A 24,914-nucleotide genomic window follows, 5' to 3' on the forward strand; every position below is an offset into this window, starting at 1 on the left:
GTGGTCGGGTGAATTGGGAAGTTTGCCCGCTGTACACGGGGGCGACGTCCATTTGTGTGCCCGCGCGGAAGTCGTCAGGTTGGTTGATTGAATACACCGATGAGTGAGTCAACCTCGGACTTTTATGAGGTCACGGCCCAGTTGTCGGGGCAGAAGGGCCGGGCGGGGGTCATCAAGACCCCGCACGGCGCTATCGAGACCCCGGCATTCATCGCCGTCGGTACCGCGGCGAATGTCAAGGGCGTATTGCCGGAGACCATGAAAGAACTTGGTGCGCAAGCTGTTCTGGCCAATGCGTACCACCTGTATCTGCAGCCCGGGCCCGATGTTGTGGACGAGGCGGGCGGGCTGGGCGCGTTCATGAACTGGCCCGGTCCGACCTTCACCGACAGCGGTGGTTTCCAGGTGATGTCGCTGGGTGTCGGGTTCAAGAAGGTACTGGCGATGGATACCGCCCGGTTGCAGGCCGACGACATCATCGCCGAGGGCAAGGAGCGGCTGGCACACGTCGACGAGGACGGCGTTACTTTCCGGTCGCACCTGGACGGCTCTAAGCACCGCTTCACCCCAGAGGTATCCATCGGCATTCAGCACCAGCTGGGTGCCGACATCATCTTCGCGTTCGATGAGCTGACCACGCTGGTCAATACCCGCGGCTATCAGGAGCGATCGGTCGAGCGCACGCATCGGTGGGCCGCGCGGTGCCTGGCCGAACACCGGCGCCTGTCCATCGAGCGCGCCGGCAAGCCCGCCCAGGCGTTGTTCGGCGTGGTGCAGGGGGCCCAGTACGAGGATCTGCGTCGGGAGGCCACCCGTGGACTTGTGAGCCTGGTGGACGACGACGGCGCGGGCTTCGACGGGTACGGCATAGGCGGTGCGCTGGAGAAACAGAATCTGGCCACCATCATCGGCTGGGTCACCGATGAATTGCCCGACAACAAGCCGCGGCATCTGCTCGGGATCAGCGAACCTGACGATCTGTTCGCCGCTATCGAGGCCGGCGCTGACACTTTCGACTGCGTGTCGCCGTCGCGTGTCGCCCGCAATGCTGCCATGTATTCGGCTACCGGGCGGTTCAACGTCACCAACGCCCGGTTCAAGCGCGACTTCAATCCCATTGACGCCGAGTGCGATTGCTACACCTGCGCCAACTACACCCGGGCTTACCTGCACCACCTGTTCAAAGCCAAGGAGATTCTGGCGTCCACGCTGGGCACCATCCATAACGAGCGGTTCATCATTCGGCTGGTCGACCAGATTCGTGCCGCCATTTTGGCGGGGGAGTTCGACGAGTTGCGAGAGCACGTGCTCGGGCGGTATTACGGGGCCAAATAGGTAGCCACCTGCGACGTTACGTGCGCGTGCACAATGGGTCGCATGGTTGCCGCATCCGGCGTGGTGGACACGCAGGCATTGCTTCACGGACTGATGGATCCTGAGTTCCGCATCGATCCATACCCGCTGTACTCGAAGTTCCGGGAAGCCGGACCGGTGGTGCTGTCGGACTCCAATCTGGTGGTGTTCTCCGGCTACACCGAGTGCGATGAGGTGTTGCGAAGCCCGCTGTCGGCCAATGACCGGTTGAAATCCACTGTGGCGCAACGACAGCTGGCCGAAGGACAGCGGCAACCGCGGCCGCTGGGTGAGCCGGGCTTTTTGTTTCTCGATCCGCCTGATCACACCCGGCTGCGGATGTTGGCGCAAAAAGCCTTCGCGCCCAAGGTGATCAAGGCTCTCGAGCCCGACATCGAGGCCATGGTCGACGGACTGTTGGACGGGATCGAGTCCGCGGGCAACATGGACGTGGTGGCTGATCTCGCCTACCCGCTGCCGGTCGGGGTGATCTGTCGGCTGCTCGGGGTGCCGATGGAGGACGAGCCGCAGTTCAGTCGGGCGTCGGCACTGTTGGCGCAGAGTCTGGACCCGTTCATCTCGTTCGCCGGTGAGATGCGGGACACCCAGGCAATGCTGGAATCGGGCCTCTGGCTGCGCGGCTACCTGCGCAAGTTGATCGAGGAACGGCGCAGCGACCCGGGCGAAGATCTGATCTCGGCGCTGATCGCGGCTGAAGAGGACGGTGACCAGCTGACCTCTGAGGAGATCGTGGCGACCTGCAATCTGCTGCTGATCGCCGGACACGAGACCACGGTCAACCTGATCTCCAATGCCGTGCTGGCCATGCTGCGCAATCCGCGGCTCTGGGCCGCGCTGAGCCAGGATGAGGGCAGCGCAGCGGCCATCGTCGAGGAGACCCTTCGCTTTGATCCGCCGGTGCAATTGACCAGCCGGGTGGCCACGGAGGACATGCGGGTTGGTGATGTCGACGTGCCCAAGGGCGACATCATGATGTTGTTACTTGCTGCAGCACAACGTGATCCGAGTGTCTACGAACGGCCCGACGAGTTCGACCCGGGTCGTGGGGTGATCAAGCACCTGTCATTCGGTAAGGGGCCGCACTTCTGCCTGGGCGCACCGTTGGCCCGACTGGAGGCTTCGGTGGCGCTATCTGCACTGGCCAAGCGGTTCCCGAATGCCCGATTGACAGGTGAGGCGGTCTACAAACCGAATCTGACCTTGCGGGGGCTTGCGTCGTTGTCGGTGGCGATTTAGGGCGCTACGGTCGCGCGAGGTTCAGTACGCTCGGCGGTATGCCTTCAGTTCTGGTCACCGGTGCCGGCCGCGGCATCGGCCGTGCAATCGCCGAACATCTGGCTTTGACCGGGTGGGATGTCATCGCCGGGGTGCGGACGGAAGCCGATGCTGCTGATGTGGTGGCACTCAATCCGCAGCACATCTCTGCGGTGATCCTTGACGTCACCGATACCGGCCAAGTCGAGGCGCTGGCCGCGAACTTGCCGGCGCGGTTGGACGCGGTGGTGAACAATGCCGGCATTGTGGTGGCCGGCCCGGTCGAGACGCTGACTTCCGCGGACTGGCGCAAACAGTTCGACGTCAATGTGGTCGGGCAGTTCGCTGTCACGGCTGCGGTGTTACCCAAGTTGCGGGAGTCTTGCGGTCGGGTGGTGTTCATTTCGAGTGTGAACGGCCAATTGTCCACGCCGATGCTGGGTGCTTATTCGGCGTCGAAGTTTGCCCTGGAGGCCGGTGCCGAGGCGCTGCGAATGGAGTTGCGGCCCTGGCGTATTCCGGTGGTGGTCATCGAGCCTGCGCAGACCGACACCGACATGTGGCGTAAGGCCGACGACATGGTCGCCGAGTTGGAGGACGCAACCTCACCGGACCACCATGCGCTGTATGACAAACACATCGCCGGGATGAAGAAAATGATTCCGCTGTCGCAGAAGATCGCGGTGGCGCCGGCGAAAGTCGTTGCGGTGGTGGAAGAAGCGCTCACTGCGCGTCGGCCCAGGGCTCGGTACATCGTCGGGATCGGTCCCAAGGCGCAGGTCGCTCTGATGGGAATTCTGCCGGCATCGCTGCGAGATGGTTTGTTGGCCAAGGCCTTCGGCGTGCCGCGCCGGGTCTGACCATTCCGCTGGGTCGGCTAAGGGCGAAAGATCCACGGCTCGCGTGGAAGTCGGGTCGGATCGAACTGAGCCACCATCTCATCGAGTGTGTCGGCCATCATCCCCAGTGACCCGGCGATCTGCGCCATCGCACGCTCCGCGCCGATCTCCGAAACCGTCACCGCACCATCACGTTTGGCCAGTCGCTTGCCGTCGGCGTTGAGCACCAGCGGGACGTGCGCATAGATGGGTTGCGAATATCCGAGCAGCGCAGCAAGATACGCCTGACGGGGCGACGACGAGAGCAGGTCGTCGCCACGCACAACCTGATCGATGCCCTGCGCGGCGTCGTCTACCACCACGGCCAGGTTGTACGCGGGCACACCGTCGCCGCGGCACAACACGAAATCATCTACCACGCCGGTGTATTGGCCGTGCAACAGGTCGGTGACGGTGAACTCAGTTGTATCCGACCGCAACCGGATTGCGGGTGGCTTGCTCGCGCGTCGCTCTCCGCGCTCGTGGTCGGTGAGGTTGCGGCAGGTGCCGGGGTAGGCCCCCTCAGGTGCGTGGGGTGCCCGCGGTGCCTGCAGGATGTCCTTTCGGCTGCAATAACATTCGAAGGTGAGGCCGCGAGCGGTCAGTTCGTCGACCACCAGGAGATAGCGGCTTTCGTGCGCGGTCTGGTACTCCGGCGGTTCGTCCCAGGTCAGGCCGACCGCGGCAAGGTCTGCCAATTGGCGCTCGGCCACATCGGAGAAAGTCCGGTCGTCCAGGTCCTCAACCCGTAGCAGAAACCGCCGGTCAGTCGAGCGGGCGAACAGCCAGGCCAGTACCGCGGTGCGCACATTGCCGATGTGCAGATCGGCCGAAGGGCTCGGCGCGAAGCGGCCGGCAGGGGTCAGTGCCACGACGGCAATGTAGCGCGGCCGGTACCGAGTTCGACGTTTTGGCTGGGTTTATTGGTACTTTTCGGCCCGTATGTCCGTTTGGGCGAAAAGAGGAGTGGGCTAGTCGGCGTCGGTTCCGCAGGTGCACTCCGGGCCGCATTGACAGTCTTCGCACGTGCAGTTGGGGTTGGTGCATCCGGTGGCTTGCTCGGTTTCATTGCTGGTCATGCATATGAGCCTAGGCCGCGGTCGGCGGATCTTGAAGGGACTGAGAGTTTCTGACCAACAATGTTGAACCGACTGGACAATGGGGAGCGTGGACCTACCCGTGCAGCCTCCGATCGATCCGATGCTGGCCAAGGCAGCGACCAAAGTGCCCGATGAACCGGGGCGGTGGTCGTACGAGCCGAAATGGGACGGCTTCCGGGCGCTGGTGTTCCGGGACGGCGACGAGGTGGTGCTGCAGTCCCGCAACGGCAAGGAGTTGGGGCGCTACTTCCCGGAGTTGCTCGCCGCGCTGCGCGACGAGATCGCCCCGCGCTGCGTCTTGGACGGTGAGGTGGTGGTGCCGCGCGAGATCGCCGCGGACGCGAGGAGCAATGAGCCGGCGCGCATCCGGCTGGACTGGGAATCACTGAGCCAGCGCATTCACCCGGCGGAATCCCGCGTCAAGATGCTGGCCGAGCAGACCCCGGCGCATTTCATCGGATTCGATGCATTGGCCACCGGCGACCGCTCCGTGATGGACGAGCCCTTCAGCGTGCGGCGCGCCGCACTGCAGGACTTGGTGCGTGAGAAGCAGTGGTGCCACGTCACCCGGGCCACAGACGACCCGGTGCAGGGCGCGCACTGGCTGACTACTTTCGAGGGCGCCGGGCTGGACGGCGTGGTCGCCAAACGGCTGGACGGCATGTACCTGCCGGGTAAACGCGAGATGGTGAAGGTCAAACACGCCCGCGATGCCGATTGCGTGGCCATCGGCTACCGCATCCATAAGAGTGGTGAGGGTATCGGCTCGATTCTGCTGGGGCTGTACCGCGATGGCAATCTACAGATGGTCGGTGGCGCAGCATCTTTCAGCGTCAAAGACCGGATTGCGCTGCTCGCCGAGCTGGAGCCCCTTCGCGAGGGCGATGCCCGCGACGGTGAGCCGAGTAGATGGAACTCGGCCGCCGACAAGACCTGGGTGCCGATCCGCCCCGAGATGGTGTGCGAGGTGGCCTACGACCAGATGGAAGGGAATACTGTTCACGGCAAGCGGTTCCGACACACTGTGAAGTTCCGCCGTTGGCGGCCCGACCGGGACCCGGCCAGCTGTACCTTCGATCAGCTGGACGTGCCGTTGAACTATGACCTGTCTGACGTATTGGAGACGCCCAAGGAGGACAGTTGATGGCAAGTGCCGCAGAGGAACTCGATGTTGATGGTGTAATGGTCCGGCTGACCAATCCGGACAAGATCTATTTTCCGGCGCTCGGCAGCGGCGGAACGAAACGCACATTGGTGAACTACTACCGGGCAGTGGCCGATCCGATGGTTCGGCTGCTGCGGGACCGTCCCACCCATCTGCAGCGCTTTCCGGATGGCATCGACGGCGAGGAGATCTACCAAAAGCGAATTCCGGCAAAGCATCCCGACTATTTGCAGACCTGCTTGGTGACATTCCCGTCGGGCCGCACGGCCGACGCGCTCAAGGTGACGCATCCGTCCTCGATCATCTGGGCCGCGCAGATGGGCACCATTACGCTGCACCCGTGGCAGGTGCGCTGCCCCGACACTGAGCACCCCGACGAACTGCGTATCGACCTGGACCCGCAGCCGGGAACCGGATTCAAAGAGGCTCGCGAGATCGCTACGCAGGTGCTCAAACCGGTACTCGACGAACTCGGCATCACGGGTTTCCCCAAGACCTCAGGCGGCCGCGGTGTACACGTGTTCATCCGTATCAAGCCGGAGTGGGATTTCATCGCAGTGCGGCGCGCAGGTATCGCGCTGGCGCGTGAAGTGGAACGCAGGGCACCGGATGCCGTCACCACGTCGTGGTGGAAGGAGGAGCGGGGCGCACGGATGTTCATCGACTACAACCAGAACGCCCGGGACCGCACCTTCGCATCGGCGTATTCGGTACGCAAAACGCCGATCGCCACCGTGTCGACTCCGCTGACCTGGGACGAACTCGCGGACGCCGATCCCGACGACTACACCATGGCCACCGTGCCGGATTTGCTTGCGCAGCGAGGTGATTCGTGGGCAGAGATCGACTCGGTGGCGCATTCCCTGGAGCCGCTGCTGACGATGGTGCAGACCGACGAGGACCGGGGATTGGGTGACCTGCCCTACCCACCGAACTATCCGAAGATGCCGGGCGAACCCAAGCGGGTGCAACCGAGCCGAGACACCGATCGGAAGAAAAATACGCAGGACTGAATCCCGCCGTGCTCAATCCGTATGTCGCGCAACGCCGGCGGGATTGCTCCATGAATATATTTTCAACAATATAAATATATTTTCATTCCTATGATACTCCAACTTACTGCCAGGTAACTTCCGAAGCGTTGGTAAATCTAGCTAAGGGGTTGCCTTGTACATCGCTGTTCGGTCTTATCTCACTACCGGGGTTGCGTTGGCGGGAGCGGGAGCTATTGCGCTCACTCCGATCACACCTGCGCTACACGATGTCCCGGTTCCATCCATCCGTAGTTCGTCGGTGGCGACGAACCTGACGGCCTTCGCCAATCCGATCCAGGCCTGGGTCGACGTCGCCACCGCGGCATTCACCAACTTGGGTGAACTTGGTCAGCAGGTGCTGGCCGATCCGGCACCCATCTTGACGCAGATCGTCGCCAACCAGGCCGGCTACGCAACAACCACTGTCGGCGCTCTGCAGGAGCTGGGACAGGGGATCGCCAGCCAGTTCGACCCAACCAACCCGTTCGGCACACCCGCCTTGCTGCAGCAGGCCGCAAGCCAATTCGCCGCCGGACAGATCAACGACGGCACTCAGAGCTTGTGGCAGGCGTTCCTGTTCACCGCGTTCGTCGCGGTTACGCCATTGCAATCGGTCCTGACCATCCCCGGCCAGATGGCACAGAATGTCGCCAACGTCGTCAAAGGTCTGCCCACTGACGTACTGCTGGCCGGCCTGAGTGTCCTTTCGCCGCTGTACACCGTGGTGACAGTCATGGGCACTACCGGCCAGACATTCGTGGACGCGGTCAAAGCCGGCGATACGACCACGGCGCTGAGCACACTCATCAACGCCCCGGCCACCATCACCGGGGCTCTGCTCAACGGGACCCCTGACGGCAACGTCGGTATCCTCGGGCCCACCGGCGCCATCGCACAACTGCTGTCCATCCGCGACACCATCGCCGCGGAGTTGGCTCCCTCGGCAACAAGTACCGCAGCGACCAAGACGGCGACTACGTTGCCGTCTGTGGCCGCCAAGGCGCTGACTTTGGCTCTCACGCCGACCGCGCAAACCAGCACAGCGGCGACGGCGACCAGTCCTACCGGTACTTCCACAACCGCCGGTACGTCCACAACCGCCGGTACGACCACAACCGCCGGCACGACGCCGGCCCCGGCCACTGCTGCTAACCCGTCTAACCCGTCCACGAAGGAGGCCACCACCACGACGGCTGCCGCGAGTACGTCCAGCGCGATAGCTGGCACCACAACCACAACCTCAAGCACAACCACGACGGGCTCGGAAGCCAAGACAAAGTCGACCAGCGCAGCCGCCGCGCCGGCCGGCACGTCGACCGCGACAGGCTCGTCGACGAAGCCCGCCAAGAGTGGGAACGCCGCCGCATCGAAGCTCCGTAAGCCGGCCGCCAAGGCCACCGGCGGCGCGGGAGCCTCGGCAGCCAAGCACAACGGCAGCTAAGCCGACGGTCGCGGCAACTGCAGGGTGATCCGTCGACGACTCGGTCGTCCTGCGTTGTGGCACTTATGATTTGGAGTCGTCATCTTTCGTTGACGGTCAACGAAAGATGACGACTCCAGACCCGATTTGTTCGGGCAGGTCTTTCGGCCACTTCAACGCTGGATTCAGTGGGGCATCATTTGGCCGCAAGTTGGTTCCCCGCTCGACAATCCGAAATGTAGATTGCCCCCATGACAACAAGTTGGGGTTCGGTCCTGACTGGGCTCATCCCGCTGGGACTGGTTGTTGCACTCTCGCCGATCACGGTGGTTCCGGCCGTGCTCGTTCTCCATGCGCCGCGGCCCCGACCGACCGGACTTGCGTTCCTCGCCGGCTGGGTGCTGGGCCTGGTTGTTCTGACGGCAGTGTGTGTCGCGGCCTCTGGACCGCTCGGCGGACTGGACAAATCACCACCCGAGTGGGCGTCCTGGTTACGCGTTGCGCTAGGGGCGGCGCTCATCGTGTTCGGTATCTACCGGTGGCTGACCCGGCATAACGACACCGAGTCGCCGAAGTGGATGCGGACATTCACGACCATCACCCCATCGCGTGCGGCTATCACCGCGGCGGCGCTGGTGGTGGTGCGCCCCGATGTCCTATTCATCTGCATTCCAGCCGGTTTGGCAATCGGCGCGAGCGGGCTGGACGCCCCGGACGCCTGGTTGGCAGCGGCGTTCTTCGTGGTACTGGCGGCCTCGTCGGTCGCCGCCCCGATTTTGGCCTATGCGATCGCCGGTCACCGCCTCGACAGTGCGATGAGCCGGCTCAAAGACTGGATGGAGACGAACAGTGCCGCGTTGATGGCGGTCATCTTGGTCGTTATCGGTTTGATGGTGCTCTACAACGGAATTCACGCCTTGTAGCCCCGGTCGGCTGTCGTTCCCCCGTGTCAGCCGAAAACACCTCTGAGCTGGCTATATCGACCCCGGGTGTAGACGCGTATCCGCGCGGGTACAGGGTAGAAGACAGCGCGCCGGCTACTCCCGATGCCGGCCCCTGCCGGGAAGAGATGGACATGCGACTGATTGCGGCCGTGACAGCCGCCGTAGTCGCCATGCTCGCGGCGGTGTCCTGTGCGCCCGCACAGCGGGTCGACCTGGGCCAGAGTGCGGGCAACCTAATTGCTGGGATCTCCGGGGAGCCCGACCAACTGGACCCACAAAAGACTAGTGCCTACTTCTCATTCGAAGTGCTGGAGAACGTGTTTGACACGCTCGTGGAACCCGACGCCGAACTCGTCATGCGACCTGCGCTGGCCCAGTGGTGGGAGACTGCACCGGATGAACTGACCTGGACCTTTCACCTGCGTCCAGGGGTGACATTCCACGACGGCAGTCCGTTGACCGCTGCTGACGTGGTCTACTCCTACCGCCGGATCATCGACGGCAAGCTGGCCAATGCCGACAAACTCAGCGCCGTCACCGGCGTTACCGCCGTCGACGACAACACTGTGCAGATCACCGTCGCGCACGCCACGCCGAATCTGCTGACCAACCTCGGCGGGTTCAAAGGTATGGCAATTGTGCAGCGCCACAACGTCGAGGACGGCCAGATCGCCACCCATCCGATCGGTACCGGGCCGTTCGCCTTCGTCGGTCAGCACAGCGGTGACTCGATCACGTTGCGCGCCAATCCACGGTACTGGGGCGCCGCCCCGAAGGTTCCAGGCGTGACCTTCCGGTTCATCACAGAGCCGTCGACAGCGCTGGCCGCGTTGCAGGCAGGTGAAATCGATTGGACTGATGCCATTCCCGCTCAACGCCTTATGCAGCTGCGCGATGACGATTCCATTCACCTGGCCGTCACGCCGAGCAACGACTACTGGTACCTGGCCCTCAACGAGGCGCGCGCACCGTGGGATGACGTGCGCGTGCGGCAAGCCATCGCCTACGCCGTGGACCGCGCCTCGATCGTGCAGGCCACCAGTTACGGTACGGCGCAAGCCAATCAACTGGCGATCCCACCGGGAAATCTCTGGTACACGCCGTACAACCGGTACAGCCACGACATCGAGAAGGCCAAACAACTGCTCGCGCAGGCGGGTGCGAGTCCGAAGCAGATGGACCTGCTGGTCACCAGTGACTATCCGCAGACCGTGACCGCTGCCCAGGTGATCGCCAGTGACCTTGCACCGCTTGGTATTACCGTCAAGATCCGCACCGTCGACTTCGCCACCTGGCTCGACGAACAGAACAGTGGTCACTTCGACATGCTGATGATGGGCTGGCTGGGCAATATCGACCCCGACGATTTCTACTACGCCCAGCACCACACAGGCGGCTCCAGTAATGCTCAGAAGTTCTCCGATCCACGAGTGGACAGCATGCTGGACGCGGGTCGTAGCGAGGCTAATCCACTACTGCGCAAACAGGATTACGACCAAGCAGCCACGTTCATCGCCGACGAGGTCAGCTACATCTACCTGTACAACCCGGCGGTGGTCCAGGCGTGGTCGCCGAATCTCAGCGGATATTCGCCGCGGCGCGACAAGGCAGTCCGGTTCCGTACCGCTGTCCTGAGCAATGGTGGCGGTAACCGATGAGCGTCCTGCGGTTTCTCGCGCGCCGACTGGCCTATTCACTGGTGGTTCTGATCGGTGTCCTGATCCTGGTGTTCGCGCTGGTGCATCTGGTGCCGGGCGACCCTGTTCGGATCGCCCTGGGAACCCGCTACACCCCGCAGGCGTACGACGCCCTGCGCCAGGCCAGCGGGTTGGACCGGCCGTTGCTCTCCCAGTTCGTCAGTTATCTAGGCCATGCCGTGACCGGGAACTTGGGTGTCAGCTTCCGCAACGGTGACCCGGTGGCGCAAGTACTGGCCGACCGGTTACCGGCCACGATGTCACTGGCCGTTTTCGGCATCGTGCTCGCCTTGGCGATCGCGCTACCTGCTGGGATCTTTTCGGCAATACGTGAAGGCAGATTGAGCGATGCGATCGTCCGTGTCACAAGTCAATTCGGTGTGTCGATCCCCGATTTCTGGATGGGCATCCTGCTGATCTCATTGTTCTCGACGACGTTGGGTTGGCTACCGACGTCGGGCTATCGGCCGCTGTTCGGTGACCCCGGCGGCTGGTTACGCCACGTGATCCTGCCAGGGTTGACGGTCGGTCTGGTCGCCGCGGCGATCATGACTCGCTACATCAGGTCGGCCGTACTGGAGGTGGCAGCGATGGGCTATGTCCGGACTGCACGCTCGAAAGGTCTTATCCCGCTGGTGGTTACGTTGCGGCATATCGTCCGTAATGCACTCGTCCCGATCCTCACGGTGACCGGTATTCAGCTGGCAACCATTCTCGGCGGTGTCATTGTGGTCGAGGTGGTGTTCGCGTGGCCGGGTCTTGGCCGACTGGTCTACAACGCGGTGGCGGCTCGCGATTACCCGGTGATCCAGGGGGCGGTCCTGTTGATCGCCGTGCTGTTCCTGGCAGTCAACCTTGTGGTCGATGTGCTGTATGCGATGGTCGATCCACGGATTCGGTTGTCATGAGCGGTGATACGAGAGTCAGGGCCTGGCGCCTGCTGGTGGCCAATCCGGTCACGGTCATCAGCGCGCTGATCCTGGTCGCCGTCGTGGTGGCTGCGCTTACCGCTGGATGGCTGGCGCCGTACGGCATCAACGAGGTGAACGTGCCGCAGGCGTTACGTACACCCAGCGGCACGCATTGGTTCGGTACCGACGAGCTGGGCCGTGATGTGCTGTCCCGGGTCCTGGTCGCCGTCCAGGCGTCGATGAAGGTGGCGGTGGCCAGTGTCGCGTTCGCGGCGATTGTCGGTGTCACGCTGGGCGTGATAGCCGGTTATCGCGGCGGCTGGCTGGACACCGTGGTCATGCGCATCGTCGACGTGATGTTCGCCTTTCCGGTGCTGTTGTTGGCGTTGGCGATCGTCGCCGTCCTCGGGCCAGGGCTCACCACAACGATTCTGGCGATCGGCACGGTCTACACCCCGATCTTCGCGCGGGTGGCGCGAGCCAGCACGCTGTCGGTACGGGTGGAGCCGTATGTCGCCGTGTCGCACACTATGGGTACCGGAGCGGCGTACATCCTGACCCGGCACATCCTGCCCAACATCAGCGGGCCGTTGATCGTGCAGACGTCGTTGTCATTGGCGTTCGCCATCTTGTCCGAGGCGGCGCTGTCCTTCCTCGGCCTGGGCATTCAGCCGCCGCAGCCCTCGCTCGGCCGGATGATCTTCGACTCGCAAGGCTTTGTCACCTTGGCGTGGTGGATGGCGGTGTTCCCCGGCGCCGCCATATTCGTCATCGTGCTGGCGTTCAATCTATTTGGTGACGGGCTGCGTGACGTTTTGGATCCCAAGCAGCGCACCATGATCGAAGCGCGGAGAAGCCGGTGAGCAACAAGGTGCTGTGCGTCAGTGAATTGGCCGTGCACATCGGACGACGGGAGATCGTCCGCGGGGTGTCGATGTCGGTCGAGCGCGAGCAGACTATCGGCATCGTCGGCGAATCGGGCTCGGGCAAGTCGATGACGGTGCTTGCGGCAACCGGCCTGCTTGACGCGCCCGGGGCGAAGGTCAGCGGTTCGAGTGTGCTTGCCGGACGTCAGGAACTCGTCGGCGCATCAGCGCGGACACTGCGCCGCGTACACGGCTCGCGGATCGGGTTCGTGTTCCAGGACCCGGGGACCTCGCTCAACCCGCTGCTGACCATCGAGCGGCAGATCACCGAATCGCTTCAGGTGCACAAACATCAGACCCGGAGGCAGGCCCATGCCCGGGCACTGGAATTGTTGGAAGCGGTAGGCCTGCCCGACCCACAGAACAGGTTGCGCAGCTATCCGCACCAACTCTCCGGTGGTCAACGCCAACGGGTGATGGTGGCGATCGCGCTCGCCTGCGACCCCGAACTGCTGATCGCCGATGAGCCCACCACCGCGTTGGACGTCACGACCCAGGCGCAGATCATCGCGCTGGTGCGGGATCTGCAGCGCGAGTTCGGTACCGCAGTGGTGTGGATCAGTCACGACCTCGGGGTGATCGGGGAGGTCGCGGATACGGTCACGGTGCTGCGCGACGGACAGACCGTGGAGCAGGCACCGGTCGAGACGATCTTCGATGCGCCAACCCAGCCATATACTCGCGAATTACTGGATGCCAGACCAATTTTGGGGCGCGGTCCGCAGATTACCGAGGGCGCTGATTCCGAAGTGCTCTTGGAGGTCCATGGACTCGACGTCCAGTTTCCTATTATTACGCCGGCGGGCCGGTCAGTTTTGCATGCTGTCAAGGATCTGTCATTTCAGATCCGGCGGGGCACCACGCTCGGACTGGTCGGCGAATCCGGTTCCGGCAAGTCCACGGTCGCGGCTTCACTCACCGGCCTGATAAAGCCGGACAGCGGTCGAGCGCTGCTGAGTGGCACCGACGTGCTCGGGGTTCGGGGTGCGCAGAGCAAGGCCGTTCGACGACGGATCGGCCTGGTCTTCCAGGACCCGTTCGCGTCACTGAATCCGCGTATGCCGGTGGGGGTTTCGATTGCTGAGCCACTGAATGTGCACCGGCTGACCGCAGACCAGCGAGGACGTGTTGATGAACTGCTGGACTCCGTCGGGCTGCCGGCGAGCTATGCGTCGCGGTATCCGCATGAACTGTCCGGCGGACAGCGGCAAAGGGTGAGCATCGCCCGCGCGCTGGCCCTGCAGCCGGAATTGCTGATCCTCGACGAAGCCACCGCCGCTCTGGATGTCTCGGTACAGGCAAAGGTGCTGGACCTGTTGACGCAGCTGCAGCGCGATCTGGGACTTACCTATCTGTTCATCGGTCACGACCTGGCCGTGATCGAGCAGATGAGCCATGATGTGCTGGTGCTGCGGACCGGTACAGCCGTCGAATACCGTTCTGCCGCTGAGCTGTTCGCGTCACCTGAGCACGAGTACACCCGCGCGTTGCTGGCGGCGGTGCCACCGGCGTGGCCGGCGCGCGGGGGTGCGCGCCGCGCTCCGTGACGCGGGCGGGACGATGGGGTGATGCGTGCGGTCATCTTCGAGGAATTCGGTGGACCGGTAGAGGTTCGTTCGGTCGCCGACCCAGCACCGTCGGCTGGTGGTGTGGTGATGCAGGTGCATGCGACCGGGTTGTGCCGCAGCGACTGGCATGCGTGGGCAGGGCACGACGACGGCGTCCGACTGCCTCACGTCCCGGGTCACGAACTGGTGGGTGTGGTGGTCGCGGCGGGTCCCGATGTGCAGCGGTGGGCTGTCGGCGATCGGGTCACCACGCCATTCGTATGTGGTTGCGGCACATGTGAATGGTGTGTGGCTGGTCAGGCGCAGGTGTGCCCCGATCAGACCCAACCGGGATTTACCCACTGGGGATCGTTCGCCGAATACGTGGCATTGCATGCGGCAGACACCAACTTGGTCGCGGTGCCAGAGGACATCGAAGACGCGGCAGCGGCAGCGCTGGGCTGCCGATTCGCGACTGCCTACCGAGCACTGCGGGCTCGAGCCGGTGTGCAGAGCGGCGAGTGGGTCACTGTGGTCGGCGCCGGCGGGGTAGGTCTGAGCGCGGTGCAAGTGGCGGTTGCCGCCGGCGCCAACGTCATCGCTGTCGACCGTACCCCGGCTGCATTGGAGTTGGCCCGCAGCCTGGGGGCTACTGCGACAGTGCTGGCCGATGGCACCGATGTTGCAGCCGCAGTGCACGAGATCACCGGTGGTGGCAGTCACGTCGCCGTCGACGCAGTGGGTACGCCCGGCACCTGTGCCGACGCTATCCACAGCCTGCGGCGCCGGGGACGCCACGTGCAGGTGGGGCTGCTGCCGAATGTCGACGGGCATCCCCAGGTCCCGATGGATCGGGTAATCGCTTGGGAATTGGATGTTTTGGGCTCACACGGGATGGCCAGCGTCGACTATCCCGAGATGCTGCGGATGGTCGCGGCGGGCGGGTTGCGTCCGCAGACGTTGGTCGAGCGGGTGGTCGGTCTGGCCGAGGGGGCCCGCCTGCTGCCGGATTTCGGTACGGCCAGCCCGGTCGGCGTGACGCTGATCGACCCGCGTCGGCCTTGACAGTCGGGGTCGATCAGGGGCACCTGGCGTCAGGCGCGCTTTACCCCGCGCGCGAACAGTTGGAGCAGGCCGACGGCGAGCAGCGGAATACCCGCTACCGCGACCGGTCCGTCGCCGCTGAGCGTCCACTCGATACGAGTACCACCGTCAGTCTCGGTGAGATTGACCTCGCCGCGGTGGTTCTGCCACAGAACACCTGAGAGAGCTTCGTAGCCGAGTACGTGCGGCGCCTCGTACCGCGTCACTCGTTCGACGATGGCAGGCACCGGCCCGGGTGCTGCGATCCGGCGCACGGCACCGACCCCGTTCGGTTCCGGGCTGCCCTGTTCAGTCATCGTGACCTTCGATGCCGGAATCCAGTTTTCGATGCCCTGGTGGTCGCTGAGCACGGACCAGACTTTGTCGATCGGGACATCCACGATCGTTGAGGCGCTGCGCTTCACGGTGACTCCATTCTGGTTGGCACGTGATCGGCTCGGGCTGGCACGCCCGGTGTGTTGATCCTTGCATCCAGAGGTGAGGACTCGCTTAACACTGAGCGCAGCAGTCGGCTCGACGCGCGGCGGCGGGCCTCGGCGCGGTGCCTCCTGCGCCGGAAGGGCTTCGAGCGTTGGCTGACTTCGCCGTGTCGACCATGGTCAGGGGCATCGGGCTCGCTTGGGCAGAAATACGGACCGCTAATCCATTGACCGGCCAGCGGGCACCCCGTACGTTTTTGACTACAAGTGTTGTCATTAGACGAGGAGGCGACGGCGCCCGTGCTGATCCCGGCTCGACATCCCGGCCAACCGCGTCCGGTTCCCGTTGGTATCGGACTTTTCGCCACGATGATGGGCATCGGTAAACCCAACGCGGCGCAATGGCAGAGGCTGGGGGAACGGCTCACTGTCGGCGATGAACCCATGGATGCGCTGGTCGCCTGGATGTCGGACGCGGGGATGAAGCAGATGCGGCCGTTGTTTGACCGCGCCCTCGCCGACGGCATCGCATCGGTGCCCGACGCACCGGAGCCGTTACGGACGTTCTTTCACACAGTCGAGGCGACTCCGGACTGGGTCGACCCGAAGGCATTGCGCGTAGGCCAGCGGGCGTTGCGACGCGGCGGCGCCGACGGCATGTACATCGCGCGGGACGTCGCCCTGCTGGGTGGCTACCAGTTCTCGGGTTTCAACCAGACCCTGCTGCGGACCGGAGCGCTGGAGAAAGGTTCCAACCAGCGGTTCGCAGAGACGATGCAATGGGCGCTGGACGTGATCTCCGACGGCGGGCTGGGCCCGCTGGGTGTCGGCTATCGGTCCACGATCCGGGTTCGGTTCGTACATGCTCTGGTGCGCTGGCATGTCGGCGCCATGCCGGATTGGCGCCGCGATCAGTGGGGCGTGCCGATCAACCAGACGGACATGGCGGCAACCCTGGTCGGTGCGCTCATCGCGCCGGTTGTCGGCGGCCTGGCCATGGGAATCGTGACCACCCCGGCCGAGCTCAAGAGCATCGCCCACCTGACCCGGTATGTGGGTTGGTTGATGGGCGTGCAGGACGAATGGCTGCCGCGTTCGTTCCGCGACAGCATTCGCATCCTTTATCACACCTCCACTGCGCTTGCGGTCCCTGACGGGACCACCCGGCAGCTGTCGATACCGATGGCGCAAGACCCGCTGAGCTGGCATTACCGCGGTCCCGCGGGGCTGCGGCGACGGCTGGCCTGGGCTCAGCACCTGTCGGTCACCAGTGCATTCCTCGGGCCCCGGGCGATGCGCACATTGGGATTGCCGGCCTACGTTCCGCCCTGGTATCCGATGATCCGGATCCCAGTCAACGGGGCTAGAAGCATCGCGGCGTTGACAGTGTCGGGCGGCTTGAACGCCGCGGCCGATCGTGGCTTGCGGGAGCAGAAAGCATTGCTACGCACCATGATCGGCGACGAGCAGGCCACTATCGGTGCAGCGGCGTCACACGTCCGCGGGGTGGCGTAGCGGCCGATCGCCCCGGCTTGGTCGTCAGTAGGCCAACCAATTCACCGCTGCGGCAAAGACTTTCGGCAGCACGGCAGCGGCGGGTACCAGTGCCGCCCGCACCGACGGGTGGGCCGACGAGCGCACCAGCGCTTCCGTCAGCAACCGGTAGCGGCGGGTCAGCCGAAGCCACTGATGGTCGTATTCGTTGACGCGGTCCCGCGCCACGCAGTCGATCAATGCCTCGGCGCCGCTGAACGCCAATCCCATGCCTTCGCCGGTGAGGGCATCGACGTAGCCGGCGGCATCGCCGACCAGCAGCACCCGACCAGCGACGCGGTTGCGCACCTGTTGACGCAGCGGTCCCGCTGCGCGGTCAGGCCCGACGTCGTAGCCGGCTACCCGCTGCCGAAGTTCTTCGAACGCAGCGAATTTCGACTCGAAGTTGCCGCGTCCGGCCGACAGGATCGCGATACCGACGCAGTCGTCGGCCACTGGCGTCACGTAAGCCTCGGACTCCGGGCTCCAATGCACCTCGACTTTGTCGGTCCACGGGGCCATCTGCACGTGCCGGCGAATACCCCAACGTCGCGGTCCGGTGGTCGGTTGCAGCAGTCCGAGATCGCGCCGGATCGGTGAGTGCAGTCCGTCGGCAGCCACCAGGTAGCGGGCCCGAAACTGGCCTGCGCGAATGCAATTGGCATCCTGGCTGATGTCGCCGACGGTGCCCAGGACGAACTTCACCCCGGCCGCCCGGGCGGCATCGGACATTGCGGCATGCAACGTGGTGCGGCGCACCCCGCGGCCGACTCCACCGCCTCGGAACGTCGCTTCGACCCGTTGTGCGCCCGCGTGATAGCTGATCCCGCGTAGCTCCTGCCCCGGCGCGACGACACCGAGTCGGTCGAGGTGGGCAAGGGTGTGCGGCATCATGCCCTCGCCACAGGCCTTGTCCAACGTGCCAGGCCGATGCTCGACAACGACCGCCTCAAGACCTGCGCATGCCGCGTACAGCGCCGTCGCCAGCCCCGCGGGGCCGCCGCCGACCACCAGAATGTCAATCACGACAAGCTCGCCAGCGCTGCGTTCTCGACCCGCAGTCGGGTGCGCAACAGCAGCGCGTTGAGTGTGGTGAAGACCGCCGCTGTCAGCCACGCAGTATGCACCAGTGGCAGGGCGAATCCTTCGACTACCACGGCCACATAGTTGGGATGCGGTATCCACCGGTACGGGCCGCTTACCACGCGCTGCGCACCCGGAACCACAATGACGCGAGTATTCCATTGGGGCCCAAGCGTTGTGATGCACCACCACCGCAGGATTTGGGCAGCCACCACCAGCGTCAGCATCGGCCACCCCAATGGTCCGATGAACGGCCGTTGGAGCAGCAGTGGCTCCAACACACACCCGACCAGCAGACCGACGTGCAACACCACCATGACCGGGTAGTGGCTGAAGCCGAATTCGGTACCGCCACGCGCGGTCGACCAGGCCAGGTTGCGCTTGGAGACAATCAATTCAACGACGCGCTCGATGGAGACGACGCCAATCAGCACTAGATACCAAGTCATTTGATCAACGCCAGCGCAGCAGGACCAGCTCGGAACAGAAGCCCGGGCCCATCGCCAGCATGAGTCCGGCGCTACCGGGACCGGGGCGTTTGGAAATGGTGTCGCGCAGCACGTGCAGCACCGATGCCGACGACAGATTGCCCACTTCGGACAGCGACCGCCAGGTGAGTTCGAGGGCATCGTCGTGCAGACCTAAGGTCGCGGTGATCGCCTCGATGACCTTCGGGCCACCCGGGTGGCTCACCCAGGCGCCCACGTCGCTGACCGTAAGGCCATGTGCGTCAAGGAATCCCGTGACATCAGCCCCAAGGTATTGTTCGACGACCTTCGGTACGTCGGGCGACAACACCAGCCGGAAGCCGCTGGAATCGATGTCCCATCCCATGGTGCGCTCTGAATCGGGATACAGGTGGCTGCGCGAATCGAGGACCTCCGGACCCGAGGCGTGGATCTTCTCGGCGCGAGTGTCGCCGACCATCACGACCGCGGCAGCTCCGTCTCCGAACAGGCTGGAGCCGACGACCGTCGCCATCGACGGAGCGGTCTTCGGTATCAGCGAGCACAGTTCGACGGCCAGCAGTACCGCGACGTCATCGGGTGCACCGCGCAGGTAGTCGTTGATGCGGGCAACTCCGGCGGCGCCTGCCACACAACCCAATCCGAACATCGGGACCCGTCTGACGTCGGGCCGCAGGCCGATGATGCCTGCGATTCGAGCGTCCAACGTCGGCACAGCGACACCCGTGACAGTGGTGGTGTAGATGACGTCCACGTCGGCCGGTTCGAGGCCGGCCTCCTCCAGCGCACCCAATACCGCCGCACAGCCCAGCTTGACCGCGTGCTCGATGAAGACATCGTTGGCCTGGCCGAAGTCGGTCAGGGAGACGTATTCCTCCAGCGGCAGCACGGTGTACCTGCTGTCGACCTTTGAACTGCGATGCAGCTGCCGGATTGCCGCCTCATGTTCGGCGTAGCCAGGCCACGTCAGCAGTGCATCGGTTATTTGATCCTGGGTGTAGTGGTTGGCGGGTAGTTCGCCACGGACGCTTGCGATTACGCTCATTGATGACACCTCCACAAGGAGATACGAGATCGCGTCCGTCCCGGTTCACCTGGGCGTCAAAAACTTCCGTTGCAGCGCTTGGGATGCCATCGCTGCGGTGGTTGCGACAGGCGGGTAGCCGTCGAGGTTTGTCGGCGGTTGTGGTTGCTAGCGACGGACTTCTGCAGTCGCCACCACGGCACCGACCGCAGTCCAGCGGTTGCGAACTGAGGCCAACGTCTCGGCGCCATTGGTCAAAGCCAGGTGCGCATTCAGGTCCATTCGATTGGACACCAATTGCTAGCGGAGTAGCCGGCTTGGCCGACTACTCCGCTGCGTCGCAGCTATCCGGCAACCCCGCGCGGCAGGATCAGTGGCAGGTCGTTGTAGGTGACGATGCCCGGTTCGGCCGCTACGACCGCGGGAATCGCGTTCAGCGGTGGGGTGGCGGTCATGATGTGGCCCAGGACCATGAACTCCTCGAGCGTGGTCGCCTCGAAGTCCGGTGGTGGCAGGAAGCCGACCTTCATGGTGACGGTCGGGCGGCCGGCAACCTCGATCACCCAGCCGTCCTGATCGATCTGCCAATCCGGTTCCAGCGTCTGGCCCTTGCGCCACCGGACGTTGATCTGCACGCGGGTCTTCCCGTCGGCGATGCCTTTCCAGCTTGCGTACACACCCGCGACGCAACCGGCCGGGATGGTCCACGAACCCAGGTCCAAATCCGCTGTGGTCTGGGCATATTCGGCGTCGCAGCGAACCTCGTCGAGCTCGATCCCCAGCGCGTCGGCGACCATCCGCACGGCCTCGCCGAAGACGCCGGTGCCGTGCGCGGTCATAGCCTGCAGCTCCGGATCGTCGATGGGGCGACCGAACCCGACCGGCTTCTCGGTGGCGGGGGAGTCGTAGAAGGTGGTGTCGGCGGCCTCGTTGACGGTGATGCAGTCCACCCGGTCGCAGATACCGGCCGCGACCACCGACAACTGGTTGACGTAGCCGGGGCTGATGCCGGAGCCGAACATGGTCGACCCGCCCTTGGTGCAGGCCTCGGCGATGCGGTCGCGGCCAGGGCCCTGGTTGTGGCCGGTGATGAACGATGCGGTGGCCACGACGTTGACGCCGGCCTCCAAGATGCGCACCAGTTCGTCGACGTCGATCCACATCGGGTTGTAGACCACGACGTCGGGCTTGAGCGCGAGCAGCGCGTCGACGTCGTTGGTGGCGGTCACTCCGAGCGGTTCGATGCCGGCTAGCTCGCCGACGTCGCGCCCGACTTTGTCTTCTGACCAGGCATAACAGCCGACGAGTTCGAGGGTGGGGTTCTTGGCTATGGCCGCGACGGAGCTTTTGCCGACGTTGCCGGTGGTCCATTGGACGACGCGATAGGGAGCATTGTTGTGCACTCGCTCAGCATATGGCGACAGCGTGGGGCGACACGCCGTTTTCGACTCAGCTAATTAGGCCGTCAGCGTCGCTTTGGCGGTGTGCTGCGAACCGGCACGGTCGATCCAGAACAAGTCAACGACATCACCCGGGTAATGCCGGTCCAGCACCGAGGTTAGTGCGTTCGCCGAGTTCACAGTCACCCCGTCAATGCTGACCAGGACATCCCCGGACATCACGCCCGCCTGCTGCGCGGGCCCGCCCGGGATCACGTCGCGGATCAATACGCCGGGCAACTGAGACTGCTGCTCTGAGCCGCCGACGCCAACCCCGAGCAGCGTCGGCTGACCGATGTGCACGGTGTCGGTCGCCGCACCGGAACGGATTTGTCCGGCGACGGCCAGGGCGTCGTTGATCGGGATGGCGTAACCCTGGCCCGCCGGGCCCATGCGGTAGTTCAGGGTGGCGGCGGTCGTCATGCCGATGACCTGGTTCGAGCCGTCGACGACTGGGCCGCCGGAGTCCCCGGCGCGTACCGGTGCCGCGAACTGGATCAGGCCGTTCACCTGCTCGGCGCTGCCTGTCAGTTCGTCTTTGGCGCTGATCGTGCGTCCCAGCCCGACAACCTGGCCGGACTCCCGGGTCAACGGGCTACCGCTGCCGTCGGCGTTGCCGAGTGCGACCACGGGGTCGCCGTTCCCAATCCGGGAGGAGTCGCCGAGCGGAGCGGCGGGTAGGCCGCCGGCGCCGCGCAACTGAAGGATCGCGATGTCGCGGCGGCGGTCGTATCCGACGAGGTCGGCCCGATATTGATGACCGCCGACCGTGGCGACGACCTTGTCAGCGCCCTGCACGACGTGAAAATTGGTCAGCACCGCACCATCGGGGTCGAGCACCATGCCGGTACCGGCGCCGATGGCGTGCTGGTAGTTGATGACGGTGTCGATCCTGGCCACTGAGGGAGCGACGGCGTCCACCGCGTGCGAGAGGTCGGCGTGAGCGACGGGCGTGGCCGTCACGACCGCGGCAGTGGCCAAGCAGGTGACTATGGCAGCACCGAGTCGGCTGTGTAAGCGGAACCCACCCATGTGCTGTCCTCCGGACTGCGACGTCGTCGCTGCGTGTTAGCCCTTAGTCGAGCGAAACCCCGCCACGCGACCGACCGAACGGCCCGGAGCCTTTCCCGGATCGGCGGTTGCGCAGTTTGCTTTCCGGAGCATCCCCGGAATCGGCAGTGGTGGTTTCCTCGTCAGTCGGTGCTTCTTCGACTGATTCTTCGGATTCGGCGCCTTCAGTGTTACCGATTTCGGATTCTGAGTCGGAGGTGGTGTCGTCGTCGACCTCGTCAGCGGCTGCAGAATCGGTCGGCTCGTCGGATTTGCGGCCTCGGCCGCGGGTGGTTGATTTGGCCTTCAACGGCTTGGGCGGCGGTGGCGGCAGTTCAGCCAGGAATGCCAGGTAGAAGGCCAGTGCGGCTAACAGGGTGACGCCGCCAGCGGCCCCGTAGATGCCGAAGAGCCAAGTGCCCGCGTTGTCCAGGGTCAGCCAGATTTCGCTGATGGCAGCTCCGGTGATCAGTACACCGCCCAGAATGTGCAGGGCGACGGACCAGGTGCGCAGCGAGAGTGCCAGCTGCGGGGTGTTGTATTCGGGCTTGCTGGTGCGCTGCAGGGTGAGCAGCACCGGAAGTGTGGACAGCGCGATCAGGACGCCGCAGACGATGCGCATCGCGGTGCCAAGAGTGTGCGACCAGTCGCCGGTCAGTTCGTTCCAGCGAGGCAACACGAAGAAGAAGTACAGAAGCCCGGCGAGGATGACGAACGACGCGTGCCACAAGATCGCTACCGGCCGCCGCATGCTCCTCCTCGAGCGAGTTTCACTTCGATGGGGTCCGGGGTGCGACGGGCGGTTGAGCCGGTCGCACCCCGGACCGAGTGCGGAGGATAGGGGATTTGAACCCCTGAGGGCTGTTAACCCAACCCGCGTTCCAGGCGAGCGCCATAGGCCACTAGGCGAATCCTCCGCCGACAATGGTAACCGACCAGCCGAGATGCTCATGTCCGGGTGAGTTCAGCCCGGCAGATGGTGGCTCAGGAGTGCGCTGACGTGCTCGATTCGTACCTGGCCACACGTCGATTCGCGGCAGCGACTAAGGTATTGGGCCGGACCCCGCGCGGCGTCCATCCTGTGAACTCCCCCAGGGCCGGAAGGCAGCAAGGGTCAACGGGCTCTGGCGGGTGCGCGGGGTCCCCGTAATTCTCGCGGCATTTGATGCGAAAGGCGCGCCGTGTCGTTTTTATCCCTCGGCCGTGATGAACTGCAGGCCCACCACGATCTGCAGCAGCAAAACTATGCGGAACTTCAGGCTCGAAAGCTCAGCCTGGACCTCACCCGCGGCAAGCCGTCGGCGGCGCAGCTGGACCTGTCGAACGCCATGCTGAGCCTGCCGGGTGAGAACTTTCGCGACGCCGAAGGCTGCGACACCCGTAACTACGGCGGCCTGCACGGGCTGCCGGAACTGCGCGCCATCTTCGCTGAACTGCTCGGCATGAGCGTGCCCAACCTGATCGCCGGCAACAACGCCAGCCTGGAGATGATGCACGACGTTGTGGTGTTCTCTCTGCTGCACGGCGGCGTGGATTCGGCTCGGCCCTGGGTGCAGGAGCCGGTCGTCAAGTTCATCTGCCCAGCGCCCGGTTATGACCGGCACTTCGCCATCAGCGAGAGCTTCGGCATCGAGATGATCCCGGTGCCCATGCGTGAAGACGGCCCTGACGTCGACCTGATCGAAGAACTGGTCGCGGCCGACCCGGCGATCAAGGGCATGTGGTGCGTGCCGGTGTTCGGCAACCCGACCGGTGTCACCTACTCCTGGGAGCACACCCGGCGCCTGGTCCAGATGCTGACGGCAGCCAGCGATTTTCGGTTGTTCTGGGACAACGCGTACGCGGTGCACACGCTGACCCACGATACGGTCCCGAACATCGACATCGTCGGGCTGGCGGCGACCGCGGGCAACCCGAACCGGCCGTACGTGTTCGCGTCTACCTCCAAGATCACCTTCGCCGGCGCCGGGGTCAGCTTCTTCGGCGGCTCGCTGGGCAACATCGCGTGGTACCTGCAACATGCCGCGAAAAAGACCATCGGCCCGGACAAGGTCAATCAGCTGCGCCATGCCCGGTTCTTCGGCGACGCCGACGGGGTGCGGTTGCACATGCAGAAGCACCAGGCACTGTTGGCGCCGAAGTTCGCCGCGGTGCTGGAGATCCTGGAAGACCGGCTGGGCGAGTCCAAGATCGCGTCGTGGACCGAGCCCAAGGGCGGCTACTTCGTCAGCCTGGATGTGTGGCCGGGTACCGCTCGCCGGACGGTGGCTTTGGCGAAAGACGCCGGGATCGCGGTGACCGAGGCCGGGGCGTCGTTCCCGTACCGAAAAGACCCGGAGGACAAGAACATTCGGATCGCGCCGTCGTTCCCGGAGCTACCGGATCTGCGGGATGCCATCGACGGCCTGGCGACGTGTGCGCTCTTGGCGGCGACCGAGGAGTTACTCAGGCGCTAGCTCTTGGGCGTTGACTCTGTGCCGGCGCTGGAAAAGTTCGAGTACCACGCGCCGTCACCGCAGAGTCAATGGTCACCAGAGCGCCCGTC

At 64.4% G+C, this 24,914-nt stretch carries 23 protein-coding genes, 1 tRNA gene and 1 other RNA gene; 15 read left to right on the forward strand and 10 right to left on the reverse strand.

The window, feature by feature from the left end; all coding sequences use genetic code 11:
• The first annotated feature begins 99 nt into the window (after positions 1–99).
• Genes tgt through M2432_RS05765 form a run of 3 tightly spaced genes read left to right on the forward strand, consistent with a single transcriptional unit; the run spans position 100 to position 3,488 of the window.
• Positions 100–1,335 carry a tRNA guanosine(34) transglycosylase Tgt gene (gene tgt, locus M2432_RS05755; RefSeq protein WP_280825814.1) on the forward strand — a complete coding sequence of 412 codons (1,236 nt, stop codon included), beginning with the start codon at positions 100–102 and terminating at the stop codon, positions 1,333–1,335.
• A 42-nt stretch (positions 1,336–1,377) separates the two neighbouring features.
• Positions 1,378–2,610, forward strand: coding sequence for a cytochrome P450 (locus M2432_RS05760; protein WP_280825815.1), 1,233 nt, complete (start codon positions 1,378–1,380; stop codon positions 2,608–2,610).
• A gap of 38 nt (positions 2,611–2,648) precedes the next feature.
• On the forward strand, positions 2,649–3,488 hold the full coding sequence (locus M2432_RS05765; protein WP_280825816.1) for an SDR family NAD(P)-dependent oxidoreductase: 840 nt from the start codon (positions 2,649–2,651) through the stop codon (positions 3,486–3,488).
• A gap of 17 nt (positions 3,489–3,505) precedes the next feature.
• On the opposite strand, the gene gluQRS is transcribed toward M2432_RS05765, so the two are convergent.
• Positions 3,506–4,378, reverse strand: coding sequence for a tRNA glutamyl-Q(34) synthetase GluQRS (gene gluQRS / locus M2432_RS05770; RefSeq protein ID WP_280825817.1), 873 nt, complete (start codon positions 4,376–4,378; stop codon positions 3,506–3,508).
• 286 nt (positions 4,379–4,664) lie between these two features.
• Here gluQRS and M2432_RS05775 point away from each other — a divergent pair, with 286 nt between their 5' ends.
• The 9 genes from M2432_RS05775 to M2432_RS05815 all read left to right on the forward strand — a co-directional run bounded on the left by M2432_RS05775 (position 4,665) and on the right by M2432_RS05815 (position 15,315).
• Positions 4,665–5,750: an ATP-dependent DNA ligase gene (locus M2432_RS05775; protein ID WP_280825818.1), complete on the forward strand. Its 1,086-nt coding sequence runs from the start codon at positions 4,665–4,667 to the stop codon at positions 5,748–5,750.
• Positions 5,750–6,784 (forward strand): non-homologous end-joining DNA ligase, encoded by a 1,035-nt coding sequence (gene ligD, locus M2432_RS05780; protein ID WP_280825819.1) that lies wholly within the window; start codon positions 5,750–5,752, stop codon positions 6,782–6,784. The genes M2432_RS05775 and ligD overlap by 1 nt, the downstream gene beginning before the upstream one ends.
• 154 nt (positions 6,785–6,938) lie before the next feature.
• On the forward strand, positions 6,939–8,246 hold the full coding sequence (locus M2432_RS05785) for a hypothetical protein (protein WP_280825820.1): 1,308 nt from the start codon (positions 6,939–6,941) through the stop codon (positions 8,244–8,246).
• Between the two features lie 230 nt (positions 8,247–8,476).
• Positions 8,477–9,148, forward strand: a complete 672-nt coding sequence (locus M2432_RS05790; protein ID WP_280825821.1) for a GAP family protein — start codon at positions 8,477–8,479, stop codon at positions 9,146–9,148.
• Between the two features lie 152 nt (positions 9,149–9,300).
• On the forward strand, positions 9,301–10,827 hold the full coding sequence (locus M2432_RS05795; RefSeq protein ID WP_280825822.1) for an ABC transporter substrate-binding protein: 1,527 nt from the start codon (positions 9,301–9,303) through the stop codon (positions 10,825–10,827).
• The gene (locus M2432_RS05800; RefSeq protein WP_280825823.1) at positions 10,824–11,774 is read left to right on the forward strand and encodes an ABC transporter permease; all 951 of its coding nucleotides are present in this window, start codon (positions 10,824–10,826) and stop codon (positions 11,772–11,774) included. Before M2432_RS05795 ends, M2432_RS05800 begins: the two co-directional genes overlap by 4 nt.
• Positions 11,771–12,640, forward strand: a complete 870-nt coding sequence (locus M2432_RS05805) for an ABC transporter permease (RefSeq protein WP_280825824.1) — start codon at positions 11,771–11,773, stop codon at positions 12,638–12,640. The genes M2432_RS05800 and M2432_RS05805 overlap by 4 nt, the downstream gene beginning before the upstream one ends.
• On the forward strand, positions 12,637–14,250 hold the full coding sequence (locus M2432_RS05810) for an ABC transporter ATP-binding protein (protein ID WP_280825825.1): 1,614 nt from the start codon (positions 12,637–12,639) through the stop codon (positions 14,248–14,250). Before M2432_RS05805 ends, M2432_RS05810 begins: the two co-directional genes overlap by 4 nt.
• A 21-nt stretch (positions 14,251–14,271) precedes the next feature.
• Entirely contained in the window at positions 14,272–15,315 is a 1,044-nt protein-coding gene (locus M2432_RS05815) for a zinc-binding dehydrogenase (RefSeq protein WP_280825826.1), read from the forward strand.
• A 29-nt stretch (positions 15,316–15,344) separates the two neighbouring features.
• Here M2432_RS05815 and M2432_RS05820 read toward each other — a convergent pair whose 3' ends face one another.
• Entirely contained in the window at positions 15,345–15,758 is a 414-nt protein-coding gene (locus tag M2432_RS05820) for an SRPBCC family protein (protein WP_280825827.1), read from the reverse strand.
• 285 nt (positions 15,759–16,043) lie between these two features.
• Between M2432_RS05820 and M2432_RS05825 the strand changes: the two genes are divergently transcribed.
• On the forward strand, positions 16,044–17,288 hold the full coding sequence (locus M2432_RS05825; protein WP_280825828.1) for an oxygenase MpaB family protein: 1,245 nt from the start codon (positions 16,044–16,046) through the stop codon (positions 17,286–17,288).
• A gap of 24 nt (positions 17,289–17,312) precedes the next feature.
• Here M2432_RS05825 and M2432_RS05830 read toward each other — a convergent pair whose 3' ends face one another.
• The 8 genes from M2432_RS05830 to M2432_RS05865 form a co-directional block, all read right to left on the reverse strand.
• On the reverse strand, positions 17,313–18,332 hold the full coding sequence (locus tag M2432_RS05830) for an NAD(P)/FAD-dependent oxidoreductase (protein WP_280825829.1): 1,020 nt from the start codon (positions 18,330–18,332) through the stop codon (positions 17,313–17,315).
• Positions 18,329–18,838, reverse strand: coding sequence for an isoprenylcysteine carboxyl methyltransferase family protein (locus M2432_RS05835; protein WP_280825830.1), 510 nt, complete (start codon positions 18,836–18,838; stop codon positions 18,329–18,331). Before M2432_RS05835 ends, M2432_RS05830 begins: the two co-directional genes overlap by 4 nt.
• A gap of 4 nt (positions 18,839–18,842) precedes the next feature.
• Positions 18,843–19,901 carry a 3-oxoacyl-[acyl-carrier-protein] synthase III C-terminal domain-containing protein gene (locus M2432_RS05840; RefSeq protein WP_280825831.1) on the reverse strand — a complete coding sequence of 353 codons (1,059 nt, stop codon included), beginning with the start codon at positions 19,899–19,901 and terminating at the stop codon, positions 18,843–18,845.
• A gap of 147 nt (positions 19,902–20,048) precedes the next feature.
• The gene (locus M2432_RS05845; RefSeq protein WP_280825832.1) at positions 20,049–20,174 is read right to left on the reverse strand and encodes a hypothetical protein; all 126 of its coding nucleotides are present in this window, start codon (positions 20,172–20,174) and stop codon (positions 20,049–20,051) included.
• 50 nt (positions 20,175–20,224) lie between these two features.
• Entirely contained in the window at positions 20,225–21,283 is a 1,059-nt protein-coding gene (locus M2432_RS05850) for a dihydrodipicolinate reductase (RefSeq protein ID WP_280825833.1), read from the reverse strand.
• Positions 21,284–21,337: 54 nt separating this feature from the next.
• Positions 21,338–22,351 carry a S1C family serine protease gene (locus tag M2432_RS05855; RefSeq protein WP_280825834.1) on the reverse strand — a complete coding sequence of 338 codons (1,014 nt, stop codon included), beginning with the start codon at positions 22,349–22,351 and terminating at the stop codon, positions 21,338–21,340.
• A 43-nt stretch (positions 22,352–22,394) separates the two neighbouring features.
• Positions 22,395–23,120, reverse strand: coding sequence for a hypothetical protein (locus M2432_RS05860; protein ID WP_280825835.1), 726 nt, complete (start codon positions 23,118–23,120; stop codon positions 22,395–22,397).
• A gap of 80 nt (positions 23,121–23,200) precedes the next feature.
• Positions 23,201–23,286: transfer RNA gene (locus M2432_RS05865), tRNA-Ser, on the reverse strand.
• Positions 23,287–23,423: 137 nt separating this feature from the next.
• On the opposite strand from M2432_RS05865, the gene ffs reads away from it, so the two are divergent.
• Together ffs and M2432_RS05875 are read left to right on the forward strand one after the other, a co-directional pair.
• An RNA gene (gene ffs, locus M2432_RS05870) (signal recognition particle sRNA small type) lies at positions 23,424–23,522 on the forward strand.
• 28 nt (positions 23,523–23,550) lie between these two features.
• Positions 23,551–24,825 carry an aminotransferase class I/II-fold pyridoxal phosphate-dependent enzyme gene (locus M2432_RS05875; protein ID WP_280825836.1) on the forward strand — a complete coding sequence of 425 codons (1,275 nt, stop codon included), beginning with the start codon at positions 23,551–23,553 and terminating at the stop codon, positions 24,823–24,825.
• The last annotated feature ends 89 nt before the right edge of the window (positions 24,826–24,914 follow it).

Origin of the sequence: Mycobacterium sp. OTB74 (genome assembly GCF_029892685.1) — a bacterium.
GTDB lineage: Bacteria > Actinomycetota > Actinomycetes > Mycobacteriales > Mycobacteriaceae > Mycobacterium.